This window comes from Streptomyces olivochromogenes (genome assembly GCF_001514115.1).
Taxonomy (GTDB): domain Bacteria; phylum Actinomycetota; class Actinomycetes; order Streptomycetales; family Streptomycetaceae; genus Streptomyces; species Streptomyces olivochromogenes.
Window position 1 is genome coordinate 1 of the sequence record NZ_KQ948460.1, and the last position, 24,361, is coordinate 24,361.

The following is a 24,361-nucleotide window of genomic DNA, read 5'->3' on the forward strand; positions in this document are numbered from 1 at the left end:
CCAGTGAGACTTTAGCGGATTCCTGACTCCCGAGCTAATCGGGGTGGCGCCCTTTCGAACGCGGAATCCTCATTTCGCAAACACGCATGAAAACGAGTCGACGACGAGTCGCCGTTCGCTGAGTGCTTGTTGCGGAATGGCTGTCCGGGGACCGACCGGGGTCGGCGCTCACGTCGGACAACTCGGAGAACAGTACGTACGGGGTGGGGGCGTGTCAAATCCGCCCCGGGCTGCCCTCCGGAGGCGTAGCCTCGGGGCCATGACTACGCATACGTGCACCCAGCAGTGGTGGGCCGCCTGACGGCGGCCGTACTCACGTATGTACTCAACGGCCGCCGCCTCGGCGGCCGTTTTTGTGTCTCCCTCCTGGGAAGCCGGCCGGCGGGTGCGGCGGCCTCGACCAGGAGGTGGAGAGATGACGCGGGTCTTCAGTGGGGTCAAGCCGACCGGGCATCTGACGCTGGGGAACTATCTCGGGGCCATGCGACGGTGGGTTGATGTCGATCAGCACCAGGCCGACGCCCTGTTCTGTGTCGTCGACCTGCACGCGCTGACCGTGGACCACGATCCGGGGCGGGTGCGCAGGCTCAGTAGGCAGGCGGCGACGTTGTTGCTGGCCTCGGGGCTCGATCCGGAGCTGTGCACCGTCTTCGTACAGAGTCATGTGGACGAGCACGCGCGGCTGTCGTATCTGCTGGAGTGCGTCGCGACCGACGGGGAGATGCGGCGGATGATCCAGTACAAGGAGAAGGCCGCGCGCGAGCGGGAGCGGGGCGGGAGTGTGCGGCTGTCCCTGCTGACGTATCCCGTGCTGATGGCGGCGGACATCCTGGCGTACGGGACCGACGAGGTGCCGGTCGGGGACGACCAGACGCAGCATGGGGAGCTGACCCGGGATCTCGCGGTGCGGTTCAACCAGCGCTACGGCCATACCTTCGTGGTGCCCCGGGCCACGCGGCCGCAGATCGCGGCGCGGGTCATGAATCTGCAGGAGCCGACGTCGAAGATGGGCAAGAGCGATGACGTGGGGCCGGGTGTCGTCTATCTGCTCGATGAGCCGGATGCCGTACGGAAGAAGATCATGCGGGCCATGACCGACAGCGGGCAGGACGTCGTGTACGACCCCGAGGCGCGGCCGGGGGTCTCGAACCTGCTGGAGATTCTCGCCGCCTGTGAGGGTGGGGATCCGGAAACCCTGGGCGGCGCCTATGAGTCGTACGGCGCTTTGAAGAAGGACACCGCCGAGGCCGTGATCGAACTCCTCAGGCCCGTGCAGGAGAGGCACAAGCGGTTGTGCGCGGATCCCTCGTACGTGGAGGCGGTCTTGCGCGACGGCGCCGTGAAGGCCCGGGAGATGGCGCGTCCTCGGGTGGACGCGGCGTATCGGGCGATCGGGCTGCTGGCCGCCGGCTGAAGTCCCGGAGGGGAGAGCGGTTATCGGCGGCGGGCCGGGGCGATCGCCCCGGCCCCGCTCTCTCTAGCTGTTGCCGGAGGCCAGTTCGCGGCTGCGGTCGCGGGCTGCCTCCAGTGCGGCGATGAGAGCCGCGCGGACGCCGTGGTTCTCGAGTTCGCGGATCGCGTTGATCGTGGTGCCCGCGGGAGAGGTGACGGCCTCGCGGAGTTTCACGGGGTGCTCCCCGCTGTCGCGGAGCATCACGGCGGCGCCGATCGCGGACTGGACGATCAGGTCGTGGGCCTTGTCGCGGGGCAGGCCCAGCAGGATGCCCGCGTCCGTCATGGCCTCGACCAGGTAGAAGAAGTACGCCGGTCCCGAGCCGGAGAGCGCGGTGCAGGCGTCCTGCTGGGACTCGGGGACGCGGAGCGTCTTGCCGACGGCGCCGAAGATCTCCTCGGCGTGGGCCAGGTGCGCTTCGGTGGCATGGCTGCCGGCGGAGATGACGGACATCGCCTCGTCGACGAGGGCGGGGGTGTTCGTCATGACCCGGACGACGGGGGTGCCCGCGGCCAGGCGCTCCTCGAAGAAGGAGGTGGGGATGCCGGCCGCGCCGCTGATGACCAGGCGGTCGGCGGGGACGTGGGGGGCGAGTTCGTCGAGGAGGGTGCCCATGTCCTGCGGCTTGACCGTGAGGATCAGGGTGTCGGCGTTCTTGGCGGCCTCGGCGTTGGTGACGGCGGTGACGCCGTAGCGCTCCTGGAGTTCCCTGGCGCGCTCGGGGCGGCGGGCCGTGACCAGCAGGTCGGTGGGGGCCCAACCGGATCGGATCACTCCGCTGAGCAGGGCTTCGCCGATCTTGCCGGTGCCGAGGACTGCGACTTTCTGGGTCATGGTGCGGGTGCCCTCCGGGGGTGCGTCGTCCTGGGGTCATCCTCGCACTTGGGGGGTTGGGCGGGGCGGGGTGTCCGTTGGGCGGACGGGGGTGGGTCTGCCGCCGTGGGGGGTTTCTCGCCCCCGCCGCCCCTACCCGTCCCATCCCGTTTCTGCGGGGTCCGCCCCCAGACCCCCGGGCGGGTTCTTCGACTGCGGGCCGGTGGGGCTGGTCGCGCAGTTCCCCGCGCCCCTGGAGGAGCGGGGATTCGTCATGCGGTGCGGCGCCTCAGGGTTGCCGCACCCAGGGCCAGGACCAGGAGGGCGCAGCCCGCCACGATGAACGCGTCGCGGACGAAGTCGGTCGTCATGTCGGTGTGCTTGAGGACTTCGTTCATGCCGTCGACGGCGTAGGACATGGGGAGGACGTCGGAGAGGGCTTCGAGGACGGGGTGCATGGTGGAGCGGGCCGTGAAGAGGCCGCAGAGGAGGAGCTGGGGGAAGATCACCGCCGGCATGAACTGGACCGCCTGGAATTCCGAGGCCGCGAAGGCCGAGACGAAGAGGCCGAGCGCCGTGCCGAGCAGGGCGTCGAGGAGGGCCACGAGCAGCAGGAGCCAGGGGGAGCCCGTGACGTCGAGGCCGAGGAACCAGACCGCGAGGCCCGTGGCCAGGGCCGACTGGACGACGGCGACGGCGCCGAAGGCCAGGGCGTAGCCGGCGATCAGGTCGCCCTTGCCGAGGGGCATGGCCAGGAGTCGTTCCAGGGTGCCCGAGGTGCGTTCGCGCAGCGTGGCGATGGAGGTGACCAGGAACATCGTGATCAGCGGGAAGATCCCGAGGAGGGAGGCCCCGATGGAGTCGAAGGTGCGCGCGCTGCCGTCGAAGACGTAGCGGAGCAGGACGAGCATCAGGCACGGGATGAGGATCATCAGCGCGATGGTGCGCGGGTCGTGGCGGAGCTGGCGCAGGACGCGGGTCGCGGTGGCGGTCGTACGGGAGTAGTTGATCGCGCTCGGGCGGACGGGGGCCGTCGTGCCCGCGTGCGGGGTCGCGTTCGTGGGCGTGGTCATCGGACGGTCTCCTTGCGGGCATTGCCGGTCGCGGTGGCCTCGTCGACCAGGTGGAGGAAGGCGGCCTCGACGGTGTCGCGGCCGGTGCGTTCGCGCAGGGCGTCGGGCGTGTCGTCGGCGAGGATCCCGCCCTCGCGCATCAGGAGCAGGCGGTGGCAGCGCTCGGCCTCGTCCATGACGTGGGAGGAGACCAGCAGCGTCGCCTTCCGTTCCGTGGCGATGGCGTGGAAGAGGTTCCACAGGTCGCGGCGCAGGACCGGGTCGAGGCCGACGGTGGGCTCGTCGAGGACCAGGAGTTCGGGGGTGCCGAGCAGGGCGACCGCGAGGGAGACGCGGTTGCGCTGGCCGCCGGAGAGGTTGCCGGCGAGGGAGTCGGCGTGGGTGGTGAGGTCGACGTCGGCGATGGCCTGGGTGACATGGGCGTCGCGGCGGTCGGCGGCGGCGCGGCCGGGGTCGAGGATCGCGGCGAAGTAGTCGAGGTTCTGGCGGATGGTCAGGTCGTCGTAGACCGAGGGGGCCTGGGTGACGTATCCGATGCGGGAGCGCAGTGCGGCGTCGCCGGCGGGGCGGCCGAGGACTTCGAGGGTGCCGGTGACTTTGGCCTGGGTGCCGACGATGGTGCGCATGAGGGTGGACTTGCCGCAGCCGGAGGGGCCGAGGAGTCCGGTGATCTGGCCGCGGGGTACGGCGAAGTCGAGGCCGCGCAGGACGGTGCGGGGGCCGCGTACGACGGTGAGGCCTTCGGCGTGGATGGCGGTGGCCGGGGACTGGGAGGACTGGGAGGACTGGGGGGTGGTGGTGGCCGTGGCCGCGGGGCGGTCGGGGGGCCGGGGGGAGAAATTCATCATGCGATGAATATTGCGCGGGAGCGGTGGCGTCGTCAAGCCCGGTCGCGTTCGACGGCGCAGGCGCGCGGGGGCGTGATCGGAAGGGGGCGCTCCGGCGTGCGGTGGGGTGGTGCGCTTCCGTGTTCACTCGGCGGTTACGCCGAAGGGCTGCGCGATCAACTGCCTTTACCGACAATGGATTTCAGTGCGCGGTCATATGCCCACCGGCCTAGGTGCCGCGCCGTTGGATCCGCCGTGCCCTCCCCCGGCTCGGCACCCACGCATCTTCCGCTCTCAACCGGAGGTGCCGTTGCCATGCGTAAAGCCGATCTGCGTCGAGCCGATCTGTCCGCGTCTCTCGTCGTGTTTCTCGTCGCGTTGCCGTTGTGTGTAGGGGTCGCCATCGCCTCGGGCGTACCGGCCGAGTTGGGACTGGTGACCGGGATAGTCGGCGGGCTGGTCGCCGGGATGCTGCCCGGGAGCAGCCTGCAGGTGAGCGGGCCCGCGGCCGGGCTGACCGTGCTGGTGTACGAGGCGGTGCAGACGTACGGGCTGCGGGCCCTGGGTGTGCTGGTGCTCGGCGCCGGGCTGGTGCAGCTCACGCTCGGGGCGCTGCGGCTCGGGCGGTGGTTCCGGGCCGTGTCCGTGGCGGTGGTGCAGGGGATGCTCGCCGGGATCGGGCTCGTGCTGATCGCGGGCCAGGTCTACGCGATGGGTGACGCGTCCGCGCCCACGAGCGGGCTCGGGAAGATCGCCGGGCTGGTGTCGCTGCCCGGGGACGCGGACCCGGTGGCCCTCGCGGTCGGGGGCGCCACCGTGGTCGTCCTGCTGCTGTGGCCGCGTTGGCGGCGCGGGGCGCGGGTGGTGCCGGCGCCGTTGCTGGCGGTGGCGCTCGCGGCGGGTGCGACCGGGGTGTTCGATCTGTCCGTGCGGCGGGTCGAGGTGCGCGGGCTGCTCGATGCCGTGCAGCCGCCGTCCTTCGCGGACCTCGGGCGGCTCACGGAAGTGGGCATGCTCGGGACGGTGGTCGCCTTCGCGCTGATCGCCTCCGCCGAGTCGCTGTTCAGCGCGGCTGCGGTGGATCGTCTGCACCGGGGGCCGCGGACCGACTACGACCGTGAGCTCATCGCACAGGGTGCCGGGAACGCCGTGTGCGGAGCGCTCGGGGCGCTGCCGATGACCGCGGTGATCGTGCGGAGCGCGGCAAATGTGCAGGCCGGGGCGGAGACCAAGGTCTCGCGTGTACTGCACGGGGTGTGGCTGCTGGTCTTCACGGTGGTGGTGCCCGGGGTCCTCGGGATCATTCCGGTGGCGGCGCTGGCGGGGTTGCTGGTGCACGCGGGCTGCAAGTTGGTGCCGGTGCGGGACGTGCGGGTGCTGTGGCGCGGGCATCGCGGGGAGGTGGTCGTGCTGGGTGTGACGGCGGTGGCGATCGTGGTGGGGAATCTGTTTGAAGGGGTGCTGGTCGGGCTTGCGCTCGCCGTAGCCAAGACCGCGTGGGACATCAGCCATGTGCATGTGGAGACCGAGGACCGGGGGGCCTCGGGGATGGTCGTACGGGTGATGGGGAACGCCACGTTCCTACGGCTGCCGAAGCTGCTGGACGCCTTGGAGGCGTTGCCGCACGACCGTGACGTACGGCTGGAGTTGGGCGGGTTGCGGCATGTGGACCACGCGTGTGCGGCGGCCCTGGAGCGGTGGGCCGCCGCGCGGGATCATGAGCGGGTGGCCACGATCACCAGTACGTCGTAGACCTCCTCGACCCTGCCGTCCGGGAAGGTCTCCAGGAGGCGGGTGCGCTCCTCGGCGAGGAAGGCGTCGGTGTCTTCCTTGCCGATGACCAGGAAGGCCGAGTGGCTGCCGATGTTGGCGAGGTGGGTGTCCACGGGGACGTGGCGGCTCCAGCGGACGACGCGGTGGGTGTGGGGCGGGGGTTCGGGGGCGCCTTTGAAGGCGCGTTCGGCGAGGAAGCCCGGAGTTCGCTGGCGGGATTCGGTGTCTTTTCTGGTCTTGGTGGCGGTGCCTTCGTCGGGTTTCGTGGCGGTGCCTTCGTCGGTTTTCGTGGCGGTGCCTTGTTCGGTGGGGTGGGCGTCCTCGAAGTACTGATCGATGCGCCGGGCCTGGGCGGCGATCCACGGGACGTCGAGGGCGGACGTGTTCCACCAGAGCGCGAGGGCGCCGCCGGGGCGCAGGACGCGGAAGGCCTCCGGGAGGGAGTGGGCCGGGTTCGTCCAGTGCCAGGACTGGGCGTAGGTGAGGAAGTCCGCGGAGGCGGTGGCAAGGGGGAGGGAGTCGCCGGTACCCCGGACCAGGGGGATGCCGGGGTGGGCGCGGCGGAACTCGGCGGCCATGCCCTCCCCGGGTTCCACGGCGATGACGTCCGCGCCTCGGGCGTGCAGGAGGGTGGTGGAGATGCCGGTGCCCGCGCCCACGTCGATGACCTTCGCGCCCTTGAGGGGGCGGGCGGCCAGGTCTTCGAGGGTGGTGAAGAGGGCGGGTGGGTAGGAGGGGCGGTTCGCGGCGTACTGGGCTGCGGCCGTGTTGAAGGAGTGGGCCCGGGTGGTGTGGGAGAAGCGCGGGTGGGTGGTCATGAGGGAATGGTGGTGCGGGTCGGGGGTGGAGAACAGTGGTTTTCGCCCCCGCCGCCCCTACCCTCCCCCAAGCTCTCGACTTCGCTCGAGCAGGGGGGACCCCCATCATCCCCATCTGGGGGCTCCGCCCCCAGACCCCCCGGGTGGGTTCTTTGGGTGCGGGTGAGTGGGGGCTTGGCGCGCAGTTCCCCGCGCCCCTGAAGGGACGGGGCTGCGCCCCTGCCTTCAGGGGTGGCGGCGTTTTTTGGAGGGGTTGCGGGAGCGGCGCTCGTACTGGCGGCGTGCCTCCTCGTACTCCTCGCGGGCGAGCTTCTCGCCCGGGGCCTCGGTGAGGGTGCGGAAGGCGTAGGCGAGGAGGGAGCCGATGAAGCCGATGGCCAGGAGGCCGCGGAGGGAGGCCTGGCGGTCGGGGTCGGGGCGCTTGGAGAAGGCGTCCCAGGTGTGGCGGAACGCGAGCGCGCTGCACACCGCGAACATCACCACGACCAGGAGGGTCACCGGTTTGCCGACGTCCGCGATCGCCAGGCCCTGGTAGGCGAAGCGAAGCACGAAACAGGCGGCGACCGCGGCGGCCAGCGAGCCGACGGCCACGGCGACGCGGCGGGCCGTGTAGCCGCCGTCCTGGGCCACCCAGGTCGTCCCGAAGAAACGGAGGGGTTCGGGCTGGGGTCCCGCGGGGGTACCGGACTGGTTCTCGTCACTCACCCAACGATTATCGCTCCGGCCGGCCGCGGGGCCCCAGGCCTCCTTCGGTCAGGAGCAGCGCGGCGCGACGTAGCCGTCGCTGCCGGTCTTCACGTAGGCGTCGGAGATGTACTCGCCGTTGGCGATGTTGTCCCAGATGCTGGTGGTGCCGTACGGGCCGCTCACGGAGTCGCCCGGGCGCTGGCAGGAGATCGACACGCGTGAGCCCTCGGGCAGGACTCGCACGATGCGGTAGCCGGTGCCGGGGCCGCTGCGGACGTTCACCGCGTAGCCGGGTGCGATGGGGTAGGTGACCTGTGCTGCGGTCGCGCTCGCGGTCGCCGTCGTCGACACCGCTTCCCCGTCACTGCTTTCCATGTTTTCAATTCGCTCAACAGCCATTGAGGACTCCCCCGTTGAATCAGATGGAACAGATCCAGCAGTTCGAGCAGTTCGAGCTGATGGATCAGTGGACCGATGGATTCAGGCAGTGCACATGTGTACGCCTGTCGCACGCGGAGGCTAGCAAGCCGCCTCGGTCTCGTACGAGGAATCGACTAGGCTCCGTGCGTCGCGCGCGCGGACGAACAGCACGGGGGTGGGTCCATGGCGCCACAGCGGAACTCCGGAGCGGATCCGGAAGCGGAACTTCCCGAGTACGCGGGGCAGTACCGCCTTGACGAGCGCCTCGGATCCGGTGGCATGGGCGTGGTCCATCTGGCCCGCAGCGGCTCGGGACTGCGGCTCGCGGTGAAGGTCGTGCATGCCGCCTTTGCCATGGATCCCGAGTTCAGGGGGCGTTTCCGGCAGGAGATCGCCGCGGCGCGGCGGGTGAGCGGTGCGTTCACCGCCCCCGTGGTCGACGCCGACCCGGAGGCCGAGCGCCCCTGGATGGCCACCCTGTTCATACCCGGACCGACCCTCGCCGAGCAGGTGAAACGGAACGGACCCATGCCCGCCTCCCAGCTGCGCCGGCTGATGGCCGGGTTGGCCGAGGCACTGCGCGACATCCATCGGGTGGGCGTCGTACACCGGGATCTCAAGCCCAGCAACGTCCTGCTCGCCGAGGACGGCCCGAAGGTCATCGACTTCGGCATTTCACGGCCGTCGGACAGTGAACTGCGGACCGAGACGGGCAAATTGATCGGAACGCCGCCGTTCATGGCACCCGAGCAGTTCCGCCGTCCGCGGGAGGTGGGACCGGCCGCCGACATCTTCGCCCTGGGCTCGGTGATGGTGCACGCGGCGACGGGCCGTGGCCCCTTCGACTCCGACAGCCCCTACGTCGTCGCCTACCAAGTCGTCCACGACGAGCCGGACCTGACCGACGTGCCCGGCAACCTCGCCCCGCTCATCACCCGCTGCCTCGCCAAAGAGCCCGAGGACCGGCCGACGCCCGACGAGCTGATGCGGGAGCTGCGCTCGTTGGCGGCCTCGTACGACACGCAGGCGTTCATTCCGGCTCAGCGCACCAACCAGGCCGACGCCCCGGCCACTCCGTCCGCCCCCGCCGCTCCCGCCGACGCGCAGTCCCCGCGGCCCGCGCGACGGTCCAAGGGCCGAGCGCTCAGGCGTGTCGCCCTCGCCGTCGGCGCTCTCGTCCTTGTCGCGGGCGGGACGCTGGCCACGACCCGGCTGCTCGGACAGGACGGCTCCGGCACCGCTCCGCCGGACCGTCAGCACCGGTCGGCGCCGGCCGCCTTCAGCGGGTGGGACACGAAGCCCGTGGCCCGAGCCGACGGGGCGCCCCAATGCTCGTACGGCGGTGGGAAGTTGTTCTGTGCCCAGCCGGGACTGGTCTCCGCCCTCGACCCGGTCGACGGCAAGGTGCTGTGGCGTCATGCCTCGGCCGAGCAGGGTCTCCCGGACGGGGCGCCCGTGATTTCGGGCGGTCTGGTACATGCGGTGACTCACGCCGGTCAGCTCCTGGAGGCGCTCGATCCTGCCTCGGGCAAGGTGCGCTGGAAGATGGACCTCACGGTGTACGGCCGATGGCAGCAGGTGGGGGGCTTGGTGCTGCTCACCCGTGCCGACGGGAGGGCCAGCGGGGTGGACGGCGCCACGGGAGAGGGCCGTTGGAGCCGCCGGCTGCCGGGACAGACCACGCCGAACATTGCCGCGTTCGCCGGGGACGGACTCGCCTACGCCACGAGCACGACGGGCGACGGAACGCGTACGCAGGTGACCGCGGTGGACCCGGAGACCGGCGACGTGCGGTGGAACACCGGTCTGAAGGGGACGCTGTATCCGGTCGGCGCGTGGCGGGGCACCGTGTTCTTCACATCGGTCGACAAGAGCAACCAGACCGTCGCCCTGGTCCAGTACGACCCGAAGAGCAGGACCTCGCACCGGGTGGGGCTCGATGTGGCGCTGCCGGACGCTCAGACCACCGTCCGCGGGAGCACCGTCTACATGATGAGCACCCTGGGCGCGCTGGTGGCCGTCGACATGGACGCCCGGGAGCAGCTCTGGCGCCTCGAGACCTCCGTGAGCCGGGGCTCGGCACCGGCCGCCGACGCCAAGCACGTGTACTTCACCGCGGCCGACGGGCGGCTGCTCGCCGTGGACGCCGTTCGGGGCAAGCTCGTCGGCCAGACCCGGACAAGACTCGCAACGGAGTCGGACCGGGTCGCGGCCGGACTGCAGAAGCCGATGATCGCCGATGGCCACGTCTACACGAGCGCGCCCGACGGGACCGTGTTCGGTGTGGCGGGTGACGATCCGGCGGCCTGGTGAGCCAAGGGGGCGGAACAACAAGGTGAGCCAGGGGGCAGAACGACAAGCGGGCAGATCACGGGCAGATCAAAGGGGCCGCTTGCGAAGAAGCGGCCCCTTAGTGAGCTTGCGGGGTCGGGTCAGCCCAGCTTGGAGACGTCTCGTACCGCGCCCTTGTCGGCGCTCGTCGCCATCGCGGCGTAGGCGCGGAGGGCGGCGGAGACCTTGCGGTCGCGGTTCGCGGGGGCGTAGACGCCGTTCAGGGCGTCGCGGCGGGTGGCGAGTTCCTCGTCGGAGACCAGGAGTTCGACCGAGCGGTTCGGGATGTCGATGCGGATGCGGTCGCCGTCCTGGACCAGGGCGATGGTGCCGCCGGAGGCCGCCTCGGGGGAGGCGTGGCCGATGGACAGGCCCGAGGTTCCGCCGGAGAAGCGGCCGTCGGTGATCAGGGCGCAGGTCTTGCCGAGGCCGCGGCCCTTGAGGAAGGACGTCGGGTAGAGCATCTCCTGCATGCCGGGGCCGCCCTTGGGGCCCTCGTAGCGGATGACGACGACGTCGCCGTGCGTGATCTCCTTGCGGAGGATCTTGTCGACGGCCTCGTCCTGCGACTCGCAGACGACCGCGGGGCCCTCGAAGGTCCAGATGGACTCGTCGACGCCCGCCGTCTTCACGACGCAGCCGTCGACCGCCAGGTTGCCCTTGAGGACCGCCAGGCCGCCGTCCTTGGAGTAGGCGTGCTCGGCGGAGCGGATGCAGCCGCCCTCGGCGTCCTCGTCCAGGGCCTCCCAGCGCTCCGACTGGGAGAAGGCTTCGGAGGAGCGGACGCCGCCGGGGGCCGCGTGCCACAGTTCGATCGCCTCGGGGGAAGGGGATCCGGCGCGCACGTCCCAGGTCTTCAGCCAGTCGGAGAGGGACGGGCTGTGGACCGAGTGGACGTCCTCGTTCAGGAGGCCCGCGCGGTGCAGTTCGCCCAGCAGGGCGGGGATGCCGCCGGCGCGGTGCACGTCCTCCATGTAGTACGTGCGGTCCTTGGCGACGTTCGGGGCGACCTTGGCGAGGCACGGCACGCGGCGCGAGACCTCGTTGATCTCGTCCAGACCGAAGGGGACGCCCGCCTCCTGGGCGGCGGCCAGCAGGTGCAGGATCGTGTTGGTGGAGCCGCCCATGGCGATGTCGAGGGCCATGGCGTTCTCGAACGCGGCGTGCGTGGCGATGTTGCGGGGCAGGACCGACTCGTCGTCCTGGTCGTAGTAGCGGCGCGTGATGTCGACCACCGTGCGGGCCGCGTCCTCGTACAGGCCCTTGCGGGCCGTGTGGGTGGCGAGCACCGAGCCGTTGCCGGGGAGGGACAGGCCGATGGCCTCGGTCAGGCAGTTCATCGAGTTGGCCGTGAACATGCCGGAGCAGGAGCCGCAGGTCGGACAGGCGTTCTCCTCGATACGGAGGATGTCCTCGTCCGAGATCTTGTCGTTCACGGCGTCGGAGATCGCGTCGACCAGGTCGAGCGTACGGACCGTGCCGTCGACCAGGGTGGCGCGGCCGGACTCCATGGGGCCGCCGGAGACGAAGACCGTCGGGATGTTCAGGCGCAGCGCCGCCATGAGCATGCCGGGGGTGATCTTGTCGCAGTTCGAGATGCAGATCAGGGCGTCGGCGCAGTGCGCCTCGACCATGTACTCGACCGAGTCCGCGATCAGGTCGCGGGAGGGCAGCGAGTACAGCATGCCGCCGTGGCCCATCGCGATGCCGTCGTCGACCGCGATCGTGTTGAACTCGCGCGCGATGCCCCCGGCCGCGGTGATCGCCTCGCTGACGATGCGGCCGACGGGCTGGAGGTGGGTGTGGCCCGGCACGAACTCCGTGAAGGAGTTGGCGACCGCGATGATCGGCTTCCGTCCGATGTCCGCGCCCGGTACACCGGAGGCACGCATAAGGGCGCGTGCGCCCGCCATATTGCGGCCGTGGGTGACTGTGCGGGACCTCAGCTCGGGCATCGTCGCTCGCTCCTTCGGAGAGTAATGACTGAGGTCGAGCCTACGCCGGTGCGCCAGGATTCGGACGGGGCGTCCGGAATGCGGGATGCCTGTCTCGGTGAGCGAGTGCCGAGTGCCGGGGGCTGTTGGCGGGCTTCGGGGCACCGCGGGCGCTGTTCCGGGTGGGTGCGGGCGCTGTTCCGGGTGGGTGCGGGCGCCGTTCTGGGTGGATGAGCGCGGGTCGGATGTGGCTGAGAGCGCAGTTCCCCGCGCCCCTGAAGGAGCGCTCACCTTACGGGGCTGTCAGGTGCCCCTGTACCACCGGCGCCACCCGCTCGACGATGCGTTCCACGTCCGCCGATGCCAGCGGCTCGACCTTGATGACGTAGCGGAGCATCGCCACCCCCACCAGCTGGGCCGCCGCCAGTTCGGCGCGCAGTTCCGCGTCGGGGAGGTCGAGGCGGCCCGCGACGCGGCGCAGCAGCTGGGCCGCGACGAGGCGGCGGAAGACGGCGGCCGCGGTGTCGTTGTTCACGGCGGAACGGACGATGGCCAGCAGCGGGGTCCGAGTGGTGGGGTTCTCCCAGATACCGAGGAGGAAGCGGGTCAGGCGCTCACCGACCGTGTCGAGGGGCCCGTCCTCGACCGCGGTCGGCGCGGCCAGGGCGGGCGCGAACGCGACCTCGATGGCCGCCTCGAAGACCTGCTCCTTGGTGCCGAAGTAGTGGTGCACGAGGGCGGAGTCGACCCCGGCGGCCTTGGCGATGCCGCGCACCGACGTCTTCTCGTAGCCGCGCTCGGAGAACTCCTCGCGGGCCGCGTGCAGGATGCGGTCGCGGGTGGCGGGGGCCGCCTCCGTCTCCGTACGGGAAGGCCGTCCCCTACGACGGGGGGTGGCGGCGTCCGTCACCGACGGGGCACCTTCACCGCGGAGGCCAGGTGCAGGCGGGTGTAGGCCAGCGCCTCCGCGAGGTCCGCCTCGCGTTCGGCGCTGGACATGGCACGGCGGGTGTTGACCTCGATGACGACGTGGCCGTCGAAGCCGGAGAGGGCGAGGCGCTCCAGCAGTTCGGCGCAGGGCTGGGTGCCGCGGCCCGGAACGAGGTGCTCGTCCTTGTTGGAGCCGTTGCCGTCGGCGAGGTGGACGTGGCCGAGGCGGTCGCCCATGCGGTCGATCATCTGCAGGGCGTCGCTGCGGGCCGTCGAGGTGTGGCTGAGGTCGATCGTGAAGTGGCGGTAGTCGTCCTTCGTCACGTCCCAGTCGGGGGCGTACGCGAGCATCTCGCGGTCGCGGTAGCGCCAGGGGTACATGTTTTCGACGGCGAACCGTACGTCCGTCTCGTTCGCCATGCGCCACATCCCCGTGACGAAGTCGCGCGCGTACTGGCGCTGCCAGCGGAAGGGGGGATGTACGACGACCGTCGACGCGCCCAGCTTCTCCGCGGCCGCCTGGGCGCGCTGGAGCTTGGTCCAGGGGTCGGTGGACCAGACCCGCTGGGTGATCAGCAGGCAGGGGGCGTGAACGGCGAGGATCGGGATCTGGTGGTAGTCGCTGAGGCGGCGGAGGGCTTCGATGTCCTGGCTGACCGGGTCGGTCCAGACCATCACCTCTACACCGTCGTAACCGAGGCGCGCGGCGATCTCGAAGGCCGTCGCCGTCGACTCCGGATACACGGACGCCGTGGACAGCGCGACCTTCGCATCCGGGATGCGCACGACTGGTTCTGCCACGAGGGACAGCGTAAGCCTCCGGCGGTTGGGCGGGGGGTGGTGGGGGTTCGCTGGGGGTGGGCGTCGGGTGGGGGCGCCCTGTCGCCGTTGTGGGGGTCACCGTGGGCGGGTGCGGGTGGTTTGTGGCTGGTCGCGCCGTTCCCCGCGCCCCTGATGGGGGCGGGCGTCCGTCGGTGGGTGCGGGTGGTGCGTGGCTGGGCGCGCAGTTCCCCGCGCCCCTGGTGGGGCGTGGGACACGTGGCGTCGGGCTACTCGGTCACTCTGATGCCATCTGGTCCAGGCGGCGGAGGATGACGCCCTCTCGTAGGGCCCAGGGGCAGATTTCCAGGGTTTCCACGGCGAAGAGGTCCATGGCGCCCTCGGCGACGATGGCGCCGGCGAGGAGTTGGCTGGAGCGGCCAGGGGAGACGCCGGGGAGTTCCGCGCGTTCGTCGGCGGTCATGGAGGCCAGGCGGGGGACCCAGTCCTCCAGGGAGCGGCGCTTGAGTTCGCGCTGGACGTAGAGGCCGTCCGTGGAGCGGGCGGCGCCGGCCAGCCGGGCGAGCTGCTTGAAGGTCTTGGAGGTGGCGACCACGTGGTCGGGGGCGCCGAAGCGGCTGAATTCGCCGACGGTACGGGCGATCTCGGCCCGGACGTGGCGGCGCAGGGCCTTGATGTCCGCCGGGTCGGCGGGGTCGGTGGGCAGCCAGCCCGCGGTCAGCCGTCCGGCACCGAGTGGCAGCGACGCCGCCGCGTCCGGCTCCTCGTCCATGCCGTACGCGATCTCCAGCGAGCCGCCGCCGATGTCGAGGACCAGCAGCTTCCCCGACGACCAGCCGAACCAGCGGCGGGCCGCCAGGAAGGTCAGCCGGGCCTCTTCCGCCCCGGTCAGGACCTGGAGCTCGACACCGGTCTCGGCCTGCACCCGGGCCAGTACGTCGTCGGCGTTGCTGGCCTCGCGCACGGCGGAGGTCGCGAACGGCAGCAGGGCCTGGACGCCCTTGTCCTCGGCGGCCTCCAGCGCGTCCCGGACGGTCGCGATCAGTTTTTCGACACCGTCGAGGCCGATCGCCCCGCTCTCGTCGAGCAGTTGGGCGAGCCGCAATTCGGCCTTGTGCGAGTGCGCGGGCAGCGGGCGCGCGCCGGGGTGTGCATCCACCACCAGCAGGTGCACCGTGTTCGAACCCACGTCGAGGACACCGAGTCTCATATACGGAACGCTACTGCGAGTACGGCGATCGACCGTCCCCGGAGTTGGCTGAAGCGACTTACCCTGGACGGGTGCCAAAGACGAAAAAGGCGAAGCCCGACAAATCGACCAAGGGTTCTTCGCAGGCGAAGGCCTCCGCGTCCAAGAAGTCCCCGACGAAGTCCCCGAAGAAGGCCACCGTGTCCGACGAGAAGGGGCTCGACTTCGCTCGGGCATGGGTGGAGTTTCCGGATCCAGCCGACGACGAGCAGGTCTTCCGGTGCGATCTGACATGGCTGACCTCTCGCTGGAACTGCATCTTCGGAAGCGGCTGTCAGGGCATCCAGGCCGGTCGCGCCGACGACGGCTGCTGCACCCTCGGGGCCCACTTCTCCGACGAGGACGACGAGAAGCGGGTGGCCGAGCACGTGGCACGGCTCACGCCGGACGTCTGGCAGCACCATGACGTGGGGCTGAAGACCGGCTGGGTCTCCGAGGACGAGGACGGCGATCGCCAGACCCGCCCCTACCAGGGCTCGTGCATCTTCCAGAACCGGCCCGGCTTCGCCGGCGGCGCGGGCTGCTCGTTGCACATCCTGGCGATCAAGGAGGGGCGCGAGCCCCTGGAGACCAAGCCGGACGTCTGCTGGCAGCTGCCCGTGCGCCGGACGTACGAGTGGATCGACCGGCCCGACGACACGCGCGTGCTCCAGGTCTCCATCGGCGAGTACGACCGCCGGGGCTGGGGTCCGGGCGGCCACGACCTGCACTGGTGGTGCACGTCGGCGACCTCGGCACACGGCGCGGGCGACCCGGTGTACGTCTCGTACCGCCCGGAACTGATCGAGCTGATGGGCAAGGCGGGGTACGGCCGGCTGGTCGAGCTCTGCGAGGAGCGGCTGGCCTCGCAGCTGCCGTTGCTGGCGCCGCATCCCGCGGATCCGGTCGCCTGAGACCCCCCGTCCATCCCCTTCCCGCCCCTTCCCGCCCAGCGGGCGTTACGAGGACGGGGTCGGGGCGGAGCTGTCGCCGGGCGGCGACGTCGAACCGCCCGGGTCCGACGGGTCGGACGGGTCCGTCGGGTCCGACGAAGGGGGCGGGGACGACGTGTCCGTGGGCGTCGGCTGGGGGTCGCTGGGCGTCGGTGGCGGGTCCGAGGCGGGCGGGGTCGGGCCGGGGGCGGACGGGGTGGGACGGCCGGGCGTCGGGCCGGAGCCGGCCGGGGCGGAGGGACCCGCTGTTCCGTACCCCCCGATCGTGACCACCGCTCCCGCCGGTGCGATCGCCACCCGCGCGCCCCAGGGGCCCACCGGCTCGCGAAGATGGTCGACGTACACCTTGATCGTGAACGTTTCTCCGGGGGCCAGCGTTCCCGACGACTGGCTGAAGTAGAGCCAGGACGCTCCCGTCTCGGCGGACCAGTGGACCGGTGAGTTCCCGGAGGCGGCGAGTGTGACAAGGGTCGTGTCGCCGCTGCCCGAGGCCCGGACCGAGAGGTGTCCGGCGCCGCTTCCCGCACCGGAGGCGCTGATGACCTCCACGGAGACGTCGGGCGAGCGGTTCCCCTTGGCGAAACGGGCGTCGGGTCTGGCACTGGCGTTGCCGGCGTTCTCGTAGCCGCCCGCCTCCTCGCCGGTGATGCCGTCGGGCCCGTGCGCCTCGCTCGCGGTGATCGAGCGGCCGTCGGCGCCCTCGCCGGTGAGGGGCGCGCCACGGTAGGCCGCCCAGAGGGCCAGGACGGGTGCGGCGACGACGGTGGCGACGACGGTCGTCGTGACGGCACGCGCGCGAAGGCGGTCCCGGCGGGCGGCGTGGTCCTTGGGATCCACGGGGAAGCCGCGCCGGTCGAAGCGCGGAGCGGCACCCCGCGCGCGCGGGACGTGTGCCATCGCGATGTGCAGGGCCGCGCGCGGGGCCTCGAGGACGGGGAGCGCGGCGGGCGTGACGGTGGTGCCGGGCCAGGCGCCGGGCGCGGCGCGCTCGGCGGTACGGCGGCAGCGCGGACAGTCGTCGACGTGCCGGACCAGTTCCCGGCGCAGGGTGGTGCTCAGGACGAGCTGGTTGTCGCCGGTGAGGAGGCCGACGCTCGGACAGGTGCCGGTCTCCACGACGGCGAGGGCGGCGCGGGTGCGTTCGACCTCGCAGGCGGCGGTGGCGAGCAGTTCGCGCGCCTTGACGAGGTCCAGGCCGAGGACGGCGGCGACCTCGGCGGCGGCGAGCTGGTGGCGCACCGCGAGCTCGAGCGCCTCGCGCTGCTCGGGGGTGGTGCCGGCCGCCTCCGGCCAGGCCAGCAGGGCGAGTTCGTGCCGACGCCGGTCCTGCGCCTCCTCGGAGACCGGGGCGCTCAGTGCCTCGGCCGCATGCCGGGCGGCGGCTTCCTTGTGCCCCTTGAAGAGGGCCTTGTGGCCCTTGGCGGGCGTACGCCGACCGGAGGCGTGGGCCGCCTGGCGCCTGCGCCGGGCCTCGGTGAGCTTGCGCAGACAGGACCAGCGGGCGAGGGCGTACAGCCAGGCCCTGCGGTCGTCCGCGGACACCGGCCCACGCTGGCCACGGCGCTCGGCCAGCGCGAGGGCGTCCCCGAGGGCGGCGGTGGCCTCGTCGTGGTCGCACAGCACGGACAGGCAGTAGGTGAAAAGGCCGTCCAAGTAGGGCTCGTAGCGCGCGGGAGGGCGCTGAGCCAGGGTGCGGGTGTGCGCGCCACGGGGCGCGGTCACCCGCTTGCGCGCATCTCCGTGCGCCCGGTGTGCACCGGTGGTGTGCGTGGAGGTCTCCGGACTGCTGCTCATCACCCGTGCGACCGTAGGTGCCCCGGGGTGGCCCCTTCTGCCCCCTTGAGCACATTTAATCCGTACGGGTGAAACGATCCCTCAAAAGGGGACAGGACCCTCCGATTCCGTGGCCCACACCGTCACAGGCGGCAACGGCAGGCCATGGCAGATGCCTCGCCGAGCGGGCCCGCCCGTGCTGTCAGTCCTCTCGGCTACGGTTCCGTCATGGCTGCCCGTACGAAAACCGCGAAGGACCGGCCGTCCTACCGCTGCACCGAGTGCGGATGGCAGACGGCCAAATGGCTGGGCCGCTGCCCCGAGTGCCAGGCGTGGGGCACGGTCGAGGAGTACGGCGCACCCGCGGTCCGTACGACGACACCGGGCCGCGTCACCACCTCCGCGGTGCCGATCGGGCAGGTCGACGGCCGCCAGGCCACGGCCCGCTCCACCGGCGTACCCGAGCTGGACCGCGTCCTCGGCGGCGGTCTCGTGCCCGGCGCGGTCGTCCTGATCGCGGGCGAGCCCGGTGTGGGCAAGTCCACGCTCCTCCTGGACGTGGCGGCGAAGGCGGCGAGCGACGAGCACCGCACGTTGTACGTGACGGGTGAGGAGTCGGCCAGCCAGGTCCGTCTGCGCGCCGACCGCATCAAGGCGATCGACGACCACCTGTATCTGGCGGCGGAGACCGACCTGGCCGCCGTGCTCGGCCACCTGGACGCGGTGAAGCCCTCGCTCCTCATCCTGGACTCGGTCCAGACCGTCGCCTCTCCGGAGATCGACGGGGCGCCCGGCGGCATGGCCCAGGTCCGGGAGGTCGCCGGGGCGCTCATCCGTGCCTCCAAGGAGCGCGGCATGTCCACGCTCCTTGTGGGCCATGTCACCAAGGACGGCGCGATCGCGGGCCCCCGCCTGCTCGAACACCTCGTGGACGTCGTCCTGAGCTTCGAGGGCGACCGCCACGCGCGCCTGCGTCTCGTCCGAGGGGTCAAGAACCGGTACGGGACGACGGACGAGGTCGGCTGCTTCGAGCTGCACGACGAGGGCATCACGGGCCTCGCGGACCCCTCCGGCCTCTTCCTCACCCGCCGTGCCGAGCCCGTCCCCGGCACCTGCCTGACCGTCACCCTGGAGGGCCGCCGCCCGCTGGTGGCCGAGGTGCAGGCCCTCACGGTCGACTCCCAGATCCCCTCCCCCCGTCGTACGACGTCCGGCCTGGAGACCTCCCGGGTCTCGATGATGCTGGCGGTCCTGGAACAGCGGGGCCGGATCAGCGCCCTCGGGAAGCGGGACATCTACTCGGCGACGGTGGGCGGTGTGAAGCTCTCCGAGCCCGCCGCGGACCTCGCGATCGCCCTCGCGCTCGCGTCGGCGGCGAGTGACACCCCTCTCCCCAAGAACCTCGTGGCGATCGGTGAAGTAGGGCTCGCGGGCGAGGTCAGACGGGTCACGGGCGTGCAGCGGAGGCTCGCCGAAGCCCACCGTCTGGGCTTCACTCACGCCCTCGTTCCCAGCGATCCGGGCAAGATCCCCGCCGGTATGAAGGTCCTGGAAGTCGCCGACATGGGCGAGGCGCTGCGGGTCCTTCCACGCTCCCGTCGCAGAGAGGCCCCACGGGACGAGGAGCAGCGCCGGTAGACTTTGCCCTGGTCTTGCCCGTCCGTACGAACCCTGGACGAATCTTGGGCGACCGGAAACCCGCGACCGGAGGAGTGCAGTGGCAGCCAACGACCGGGCAGCAGCTCCCGGAAAGTCCGGTGGGAGCTCCGGTGCCGATGGCCTGATGCGCGCCTCATTGAGCGCCGTGGCACCTGGCACGGCCCTGCGCGACGGGCTCGAGCGGATCCTCCGCGGGAACACCGGCGGACTCATCGTGCTCGGCTGGGACAAGACCGTCGAGTCGATGTGCACGGGCGGCTTCGTCCTGGACGTCGACTTCACGGCGACCCGGTTGCGTGAGCTGTGCAAGCTCGACGGCGGCATCGTCGTCGACAAGGACATCACCAAGATCCTTCGGGCGGGCGTCCAACTCGTGCCCGACCCGACGATCCCGACGGAGGAGACCGGCACCCGGCACCGCACGGCGGACCGGGTGAGCAAGCAGGTTGGCTTCCCCGTCGTCTCGGTCTCCCAGTCGATGCGTCTGATCGCGCTGTACGTCGACGGTCAGCGCCGCGTCCTGGAGGACTCCGCCGCGATCCTCTCCCGCGCCAACCAGGCCCTCGCGACCCTTGAGCGCTACAAACTCCGCCTCGACGAGGTCGCGGGCACGCTCTCCGCGCTGGAGATCGAGGACCTGGTCACCGTCCGGGACGTGTCGGCGGTGGCGCAGCGCCTGGAGATGGTGCGGCGCATCGCCACGGAGATCGCCGAGTACGTGGTGGAGTTGGGCACGGACGGGCGTCTGCTCGCCCTCCAGCTGGACGAGTTGATCGCGGGCGTGGAGCCCGAGCGGGAACTGGTGGTCCGGGACTACGTGCCGGAGCCGACCGCGAAGCGCTCCCGCACGGTCGACGAGGCCCTCTCCGACCTGAACGCCCTGCCCCACTCCGAGCTGCTCGAACTGCCCACGGTGGCAAGGGCCTTGGGCTACACCGGCTCCCCCGAGGCGCTCGACTCCGCGGTCTCCCCGCGCGGCTTCCGCCTCCTGGCGAAGGTCCCGCGTCTGCCCGGCGCGATCATCGACCGCCTCGTGGAGCACTTCGGTGGTCTGCAGAAGCTCCTCGCCGCGAGCGTCGACGAGCTTCAGGCGGTCGACGGGGTGGGCGAGGCGCGGGCCCGCAGCGTCCGTGAGGGACTGTCGCGACTGGCGGAGTCGTCGATCCTGGAGCGCTACGTCTGACGCGCTGCGTCTGACGCGCTGCGTCTTACGCCCTATGTCTGACGCGCTATGTCTTACGCGCCACGTCTACGGGGCCGGGCGTGCTTCCAGGGCGCGTGCGGGCCGTGCGGGCGTGACGCCGGGCGCGGCCCTCGGGGGCTTCATGCCCGCCCCTCCGAGGGCTCCCGTCCCCGCGCTCAGTCCTGGGACAGCACGAACGACGTCGTCGCCTTCGCCAGGCCCGGTGCCTTCGCCTCCACCAGGTAGGTGCCCGCGGTCGCCGAACCCGCCGGAGGTGTGGCGCACTGGGCGGCGCTGGCCGTGCGGTCCCAGTCGACCGTGTAGGTCACCTGGTCGCCGGCCGGAATGCGGAAGAAGAGACTGGCCGCGTCCTTGGGGCAGTCGCTGGAGGACCAGAAGCTCTTGTCGCCGCCCGCCTGAGTGATCGTCAGGACCGCGCTCTTCGGGCCGAGATCGACCTTGCAGTCACTGGCGGAGGAGTTCTTCGCGATCAGCTCGATCGAGGGCTTGTCGCCGGGGGCATACGTGTTGTGCACGCTGCGCAGGGTCAACTTGACGGCGCCCGCAGTGCAGTTGGGGAGGGTGGAGCCGGCCGGGACCTGATCCCCGGAGCTGGTGCCGGCGCTGGAACCGCCGTCCGAGCCACTGCCGCCCGCGCTGCCGGTCCCGCCGGACCCGTCCCCGCTGCCACCACCACTGCCACCGCTGCCGCCACTTGCCGCGCCGGCACTCGCACCGGGGCTGGACTCGTCGCGGCCGCCCGGGTGTTGGCTGATCGCGGGGCCGGAACCGGAGGGGCCCGGGGTGATCGTCTGCACGGGGTTCTTCCCGTTGGACCCGTCCGCGTTCTTCTTGCCGCCCCCGCCGCCACTACTGACGACCCAGGCGATCAGCAGCGCCAACAGCGCTACCAGGGACAGCAGAACGGCCCTCCGACGCCAGTAGATGGTGGAGGGAAGTGGCCCGACCGGATTGCGCATAGATCCCACGGCGCAAACTGTACGAGAGATCCACGCCGGCGCTCGCCCCACCCGCCGCCCTGAGCGCCAACTTTTCCGGATCATCATTCCGGCACACCGGCCGAGTTGCCCCCACACCGCCCCTTCCCGTCCTCCGGGGGCTGCCGGGCCCGGCGCTCCGGCCGACCGGAGCGCCCCCCTCAGGGGCGCGGGGAACTGCTCAGGGGCGCGGGGCTGTGACATTGTGCGGCTCCGCCGCGTGGGCGCGACCAGCCCCCATCACCCCGCGGGCAAAGGAGCCCGTGTGGGGCCGGGGCGAAAAGCCACTCCTCCGCGCCTCGGAGGAAACCGCGTAGTCCCACCCCCGCATGGCAGGATCGGAACCGCCATGACTGCACCCACCATGCCCACACCCAGCCCCCAGCCCGACGCCCACGGCAAGACCCTGCACGAACCGGTGATCACCTGGTTCGACGAGCACGCCCGCGACCTCCCCTGGCGCCGCCCCGACGCCGGCCCCTGGGGCGTGATGGTCAGTGAGTTCATGTTGCAGCAGACCCCGGTGAGCCGTGTCCTGCCCGTGTACGAGCAGTGGGTCGCCCGCTGGCCCCGCCCCGCCGACCTGGCCAAGGAGGCTCCGGGCGAAGCCGTCCGGGCCTGGGGCCGGCTCGGCTACCCCCGCCGTGCGCTCCGGCTGCACGGCGCCGCGGTCGCCATAACGGAACGGCACGGCGGCGACGTACCCACGGAGCACGCTCAGCTGCTCGCGCTGCCCGGCATCGGGGAGTACACGGCCGCAGCCGTCGCCTCGTTCGCGTACGGGCAGCGGCATGCGGTGCTGGACACGAATGTCCGAAGGGTGTTCGCACGGGCCGTCAGCGGCGTGCAGTACCCGCCGAACGCCACCACCGCCGCCGAGCGCAAGCTCGCCCGTGCCCTCCTGCCCGAGAACGAGGGCACCGCCTCCCACTGGGCCGCCGCCTCCATGGAGCTCGGCGCACTGATCTGCACGGCGAAGAACGAGGCCTGCCACCGCTGCCCGATCGCCGCGCAGTGCGCCTGGCGGCTGGCGGGCAAGCCGGCGCACGACGGCCCGCCACGGCGCGGCCAGACGTACGCGGGCACGGACCGCCAGGTGCGCGGCAAACTCCTCGCCGTACTCAGGGAGGCCGTCGAGGGCCCGGTCCCCCAGTCCGTACTCGATCGCGTGTGGGACGAGCCCGTACAGCGGGCCCGCGCCCTCGACGGACTCGTCGCCGACGGGCTCGTGGAGCCGCTCCCGGGTGGTTTGTATCGGCTGCCCTTGACCTAGTCACCGTCCCCACGGCACCCGTCACACCCGCAAAACCACCCCAACCGGGACTTGTAACCACACCGCCTTACCCACCTCATACATCCGTTACACAACCGACGTACAGCCGAGCGCTCACCGAAGGCTGCCTCGGACAACCCCGTGACAACGCCTCCGTAGCTTCATTTCCGTACCGCACACAGCAGAACGACAGCGGGACACAGGAAACGGACAACCGGCAGCAGGCGCGAGCCAGGCACGTCGGAAACGGGGATGGAGGCGGTTGATCATGGCGCACGGCGAGGTGCTCGAATTCGAGGAGTACGTCCGCACTCGGCAGGACGCGCTGCTGCGCAGTGCCCGTCGCCTGGTCCCCGACCCCGTCGACGCCCAGGACCTCCTGCAGACCGCGCTCGTACGGACGTACGGCCGCTGGGACGGCATCGCGGACAAGCGGCTCGCGGACGCCTATCTGCGCCGCGTGATGATCAACACGCGGACCGAGTGGTGGCGGGCGCGGAAACTCGAAGAGGTGCCCACCGAGCAGCTCCCCGACGCCTGCGTCGACGACTCGACCGAGCAGCACGCGGACCGGGCGCTCCTTATGGACATCATGAAGGTTCTCGCTCCCAAGCAACGCAGCGTCGTGGTGCTGCGACACTGGGAGCAGATGTCCACGGAGGAGACGGCCGCCGCCCTCGGCATGTCGGCCGGAACGGTCAAGAGCACGCTGCACCGGGCGCTCGCCCGGCTCCGCGAGGAGCTGGAGAGCCGCGACCTGGACGCACGCGCGCTCGAACGTGAGGAGCGGGAGCGTTGCGCGGCCTAGGAACTCGGGCCAGGCAGGTCCTGAAGGCGGGGAGCGCGGTGACGGCCGCGCTCGCCGCCCTCGGCCTTTTCCTGACCGCCTGCGCCACGGGCGGCACGGGCGCCCGCGACGAGGGCCCGGCGAGCAGTGAGGCGGTGGCGAAGGGGGCCCCGAGTCCCGCCGCCTCCGCACCCCCGTCCAAGACGCCCAAGCGCGTGGACGCGGTCAAGCTCGTCAAGGACGACCCGGAGGTCAGCGACTCGGTCAAGAGCGCGCTGACGAAACCGTGCGTCGCCGACGAGTACCCGGTCGACGTGTCGTACGGGGATCTGACCGGAGGAACCACCGAAGACGTCGTGGTCAACGTCATGACCTGCGGGGATGCCGTGGGGATCGGCTCGTACGTCTACCGCGAGGAAAGCGGCAGGTACGAGAATGTCTTCAAGGCCGAGGAGCCGCCGGTCTACGCGGAGATCGACCGGGGCGACCTGGTGATCACCCAGCAGTTGTACAAGAAGGGCGATCCCGTGGAATACCCCTCCAGCGAAGAAGTGATCACCTACGGGTGGGCCGCTACCCGCTTCACCGAGAGGTCCCGGACGCACAACGACTACAGCAACGCGGTGGGCGGCGTCGATACGCCCGCTCCCGCGAACTGAGCGCAGACG

Annotated in this window: 21 protein-coding genes; 9 read left to right on the forward strand and 12 right to left on the reverse strand. The window is 71.2% G+C overall.

Annotation, left to right across the window (positions count from 1 at the left end):
- Positions 1-415 precede the first annotated feature (415 nt).
- Positions 416-1,414, forward strand: coding sequence for a tryptophan--tRNA ligase (gene trpS / locus AQJ27_RS25830; RefSeq protein WP_067373580.1), 999 nt, complete (start codon positions 416-418; stop codon positions 1,412-1,414).
- A 63-nt stretch (positions 1,415-1,477) separates the two neighbouring features.
- On the opposite strand, the gene proC is transcribed toward trpS, so the two are convergent.
- The 3 genes from proC to AQJ27_RS25845 all read right to left on the reverse strand — a co-directional run bounded on the left by proC (position 1,478) and on the right by AQJ27_RS25845 (position 4,187).
- The gene (gene proC, locus AQJ27_RS25835; RefSeq protein ID WP_067373583.1) at positions 1,478-2,287 is read right to left on the reverse strand and encodes a pyrroline-5-carboxylate reductase; all 810 of its coding nucleotides are present in this window, start codon (positions 2,285-2,287) and stop codon (positions 1,478-1,480) included.
- A gap of 251 nt (positions 2,288-2,538) precedes the next feature.
- The gene (locus tag AQJ27_RS25840) at positions 2,539-3,339 is read right to left on the reverse strand and encodes an ABC transporter permease (protein ID WP_067373585.1); all 801 of its coding nucleotides are present in this window, start codon (positions 3,337-3,339) and stop codon (positions 2,539-2,541) included.
- Entirely contained in the window at positions 3,336-4,187 is an 852-nt protein-coding gene (locus tag AQJ27_RS25845; RefSeq protein ID WP_067373588.1) for an ABC transporter ATP-binding protein, read from the reverse strand. The genes AQJ27_RS25840 and AQJ27_RS25845 overlap by 4 nt, the downstream gene beginning before the upstream one ends.
- 294 nt (positions 4,188-4,481) lie before the next feature.
- Between AQJ27_RS25845 and AQJ27_RS25850 the strand changes: the two genes are divergently transcribed.
- Positions 4,482-5,918: a SulP family inorganic anion transporter gene (locus tag AQJ27_RS25850; protein ID WP_067373590.1), complete on the forward strand. Its 1,437-nt coding sequence runs from the start codon at positions 4,482-4,484 to the stop codon at positions 5,916-5,918.
- On the opposite strand, the gene AQJ27_RS25855 is transcribed toward AQJ27_RS25850, so the two are convergent.
- The 3 genes from AQJ27_RS25855 to AQJ27_RS25865 all read right to left on the reverse strand — a co-directional run bounded on the left by AQJ27_RS25855 (position 5,882) and on the right by AQJ27_RS25865 (position 7,819).
- The gene (locus tag AQJ27_RS25855) at positions 5,882-6,757 is read right to left on the reverse strand and encodes a class I SAM-dependent methyltransferase (protein ID WP_067373592.1); all 876 of its coding nucleotides are present in this window, start codon (positions 6,755-6,757) and stop codon (positions 5,882-5,884) included. The two genes, AQJ27_RS25850 and AQJ27_RS25855, sit on opposite strands and share 37 nt — an antisense overlap.
- Positions 6,758-6,982: 225 nt before the next feature.
- Entirely contained in the window at positions 6,983-7,462 is a 480-nt protein-coding gene (locus AQJ27_RS25860; protein WP_067373595.1) for a hypothetical protein, read from the reverse strand.
- A gap of 48 nt (positions 7,463-7,510) precedes the next feature.
- Positions 7,511-7,819 carry an SH3 domain-containing protein gene (locus AQJ27_RS25865; protein WP_425275228.1) on the reverse strand — a complete coding sequence of 103 codons (309 nt, stop codon included), beginning with the start codon at positions 7,817-7,819 and terminating at the stop codon, positions 7,511-7,513.
- 228 nt (positions 7,820-8,047) lie between these two features.
- Here AQJ27_RS25865 and AQJ27_RS25870 point away from each other — a divergent pair, with 228 nt between their 5' ends.
- Positions 8,048-10,177: a protein kinase domain-containing protein gene (locus AQJ27_RS25870; protein ID WP_067373601.1), complete on the forward strand. Its 2,130-nt coding sequence runs from the start codon at positions 8,048-8,050 to the stop codon at positions 10,175-10,177.
- Between the two features lie 119 nt (positions 10,178-10,296).
- Here the strand turns inward: AQJ27_RS25870 and ilvD are convergent, their stop codons facing one another.
- The 4 genes from ilvD to AQJ27_RS25890 all read right to left on the reverse strand — a co-directional run bounded on the left by ilvD (position 10,297) and on the right by AQJ27_RS25890 (position 15,049).
- The gene (gene ilvD / locus AQJ27_RS25875) at positions 10,297-12,150 is read right to left on the reverse strand and encodes a dihydroxy-acid dehydratase (RefSeq protein ID WP_067373604.1); all 1,854 of its coding nucleotides are present in this window, start codon (positions 12,148-12,150) and stop codon (positions 10,297-10,299) included.
- Between the two features lie 271 nt (positions 12,151-12,421).
- On the reverse strand, positions 12,422-13,039 hold the full coding sequence (locus AQJ27_RS25880) for a TetR/AcrR family transcriptional regulator (RefSeq protein WP_067373607.1): 618 nt from the start codon (positions 13,037-13,039) through the stop codon (positions 12,422-12,424).
- Positions 13,036-13,860: a sugar phosphate isomerase/epimerase family protein gene (locus tag AQJ27_RS25885; protein ID WP_067373610.1), complete on the reverse strand. Its 825-nt coding sequence runs from the start codon at positions 13,858-13,860 to the stop codon at positions 13,036-13,038. The genes AQJ27_RS25880 and AQJ27_RS25885 overlap by 4 nt, the downstream gene beginning before the upstream one ends.
- Before the next feature lie 256 nt (positions 13,861-14,116).
- Positions 14,117-15,049, reverse strand: a complete 933-nt coding sequence (locus tag AQJ27_RS25890; protein WP_067373613.1) for a Ppx/GppA family phosphatase — start codon at positions 15,047-15,049, stop codon at positions 14,117-14,119.
- A gap of 71 nt (positions 15,050-15,120) precedes the next feature.
- On the opposite strand from AQJ27_RS25890, the gene AQJ27_RS25895 reads away from it, so the two are divergent.
- Positions 15,121-15,981 (forward strand): DUF3109 family protein, encoded by an 861-nt coding sequence (locus AQJ27_RS25895; RefSeq protein WP_067373616.1) that lies wholly within the window; start codon positions 15,121-15,123, stop codon positions 15,979-15,981.
- A 45-nt stretch (positions 15,982-16,026) separates the two neighbouring features.
- Here AQJ27_RS25895 and AQJ27_RS25900 read toward each other — a convergent pair whose 3' ends face one another.
- Positions 16,027-17,817 carry a BACON domain-containing protein gene (locus AQJ27_RS25900; protein WP_067373620.1) on the reverse strand — a complete coding sequence of 597 codons (1,791 nt, stop codon included), beginning with the start codon at positions 17,815-17,817 and terminating at the stop codon, positions 16,027-16,029.
- Between the two features lie 204 nt (positions 17,818-18,021).
- On the opposite strand from AQJ27_RS25900, the gene radA reads away from it, so the two are divergent.
- Complete coding sequence (radA, locus tag AQJ27_RS25905; RefSeq protein WP_067373622.1) at positions 18,022-19,431, forward strand: DNA repair protein RadA; 1,410 nt, start codon at positions 18,022-18,024, stop codon at positions 19,429-19,431.
- Positions 19,432-19,510: 79 nt separating this feature from the next.
- Positions 19,511-20,635 (forward strand): DNA integrity scanning diadenylate cyclase DisA, encoded by a 1,125-nt coding sequence (gene disA / locus AQJ27_RS25910; RefSeq protein ID WP_067373625.1) that lies wholly within the window; start codon positions 19,511-19,513, stop codon positions 20,633-20,635.
- 176 nt (positions 20,636-20,811) lie between these two features.
- On the opposite strand, the gene AQJ27_RS25915 is transcribed toward disA, so the two are convergent.
- Positions 20,812-21,624 (reverse strand): hypothetical protein, encoded by an 813-nt coding sequence (locus AQJ27_RS25915; RefSeq protein ID WP_067373626.1) that lies wholly within the window; start codon positions 21,622-21,624, stop codon positions 20,812-20,814.
- Positions 21,625-21,982: 358 nt separating this feature from the next.
- Here AQJ27_RS25915 and AQJ27_RS25920 point away from each other — a divergent pair, with 358 nt between their 5' ends.
- The 3 genes from AQJ27_RS25920 to AQJ27_RS25930 all read left to right on the forward strand — a co-directional run bounded on the left by AQJ27_RS25920 (position 21,983) and on the right by AQJ27_RS25930 (position 24,352).
- Complete coding sequence (locus AQJ27_RS25920; protein ID WP_067373629.1) at positions 21,983-22,906, forward strand: HhH-GPD family protein; 924 nt, start codon at positions 21,983-21,985, stop codon at positions 22,904-22,906.
- A gap of 268 nt (positions 22,907-23,174) precedes the next feature.
- Entirely contained in the window at positions 23,175-23,714 is a 540-nt protein-coding gene (locus AQJ27_RS25925; protein WP_060898668.1) for a SigE family RNA polymerase sigma factor, read from the forward strand.
- Positions 23,702-24,352 (forward strand): hypothetical protein, encoded by a 651-nt coding sequence (locus tag AQJ27_RS25930; RefSeq protein ID WP_425275229.1) that lies wholly within the window; start codon positions 23,702-23,704, stop codon positions 24,350-24,352. Before AQJ27_RS25925 ends, AQJ27_RS25930 begins: the two co-directional genes overlap by 13 nt.
- The last annotated feature ends 9 nt before the right edge of the window (positions 24,353-24,361 follow it).

What these genes read in the sequence shown, in the direction of transcription:
- trpS (WP_067373580.1), top strand. Translation starts at nt 416, where the DNA reads ATGACGCGGGTCTTCAGTGGGGTCAAGCCGACCGGGCATCTGACGCTG.
- proC (WP_067373583.1), bottom strand. Translation starts at nt 2,287, where the DNA reads ATGACCCAGAAAGTCGCAGTCCTCGGCACCGGCAAGATCGGCGAAGCC.
- AQJ27_RS25840 (WP_067373585.1), bottom strand. Translation starts at nt 3,339, where the DNA reads ATGACCACGCCCACGAACGCGACCCCGCACGCGGGCACGACGGCCCCC.
- AQJ27_RS25845 (WP_067373588.1), bottom strand. Translation starts at nt 4,187, where the DNA reads ATGATGAATTTCTCCCCCCGGCCCCCCGACCGCCCCGCGGCCACGGCC.
- AQJ27_RS25850 (WP_067373590.1), top strand. Translation starts at nt 4,482, where the DNA reads ATGCGTAAAGCCGATCTGCGTCGAGCCGATCTGTCCGCGTCTCTCGTC.
- AQJ27_RS25855 (WP_067373592.1), bottom strand. Translation starts at nt 6,757, where the DNA reads ATGACCACCCACCCGCGCTTCTCCCACACCACCCGGGCCCACTCCTTC.
- AQJ27_RS25865 (WP_425275228.1), bottom strand. Translation starts at nt 7,819, where the DNA reads ATGGAAAGCAGTGACGGGGAAGCGGTGTCGACGACGGCGACCGCGAGC.
- AQJ27_RS25870 (WP_067373601.1), top strand. Translation starts at nt 8,048, where the DNA reads ATGGCGCCACAGCGGAACTCCGGAGCGGATCCGGAAGCGGAACTTCCC.
- ilvD (WP_067373604.1), bottom strand. Translation starts at nt 12,150, where the DNA reads ATGCCCGAGCTGAGGTCCCGCACAGTCACCCACGGCCGCAATATGGCG.
- AQJ27_RS25890 (WP_067373613.1), bottom strand. Translation starts at nt 15,049, where the DNA reads ATGAGACTCGGTGTCCTCGACGTGGGTTCGAACACGGTGCACCTGCTG.
- radA (WP_067373622.1), top strand. Translation starts at nt 18,022, where the DNA reads ATGGCTGCCCGTACGAAAACCGCGAAGGACCGGCCGTCCTACCGCTGC.
- AQJ27_RS25920 (WP_067373629.1), top strand. Translation starts at nt 21,983, where the DNA reads ATGACTGCACCCACCATGCCCACACCCAGCCCCCAGCCCGACGCCCAC.
- AQJ27_RS25925 (WP_060898668.1), top strand. Translation starts at nt 23,175, where the DNA reads ATGGCGCACGGCGAGGTGCTCGAATTCGAGGAGTACGTCCGCACTCGG.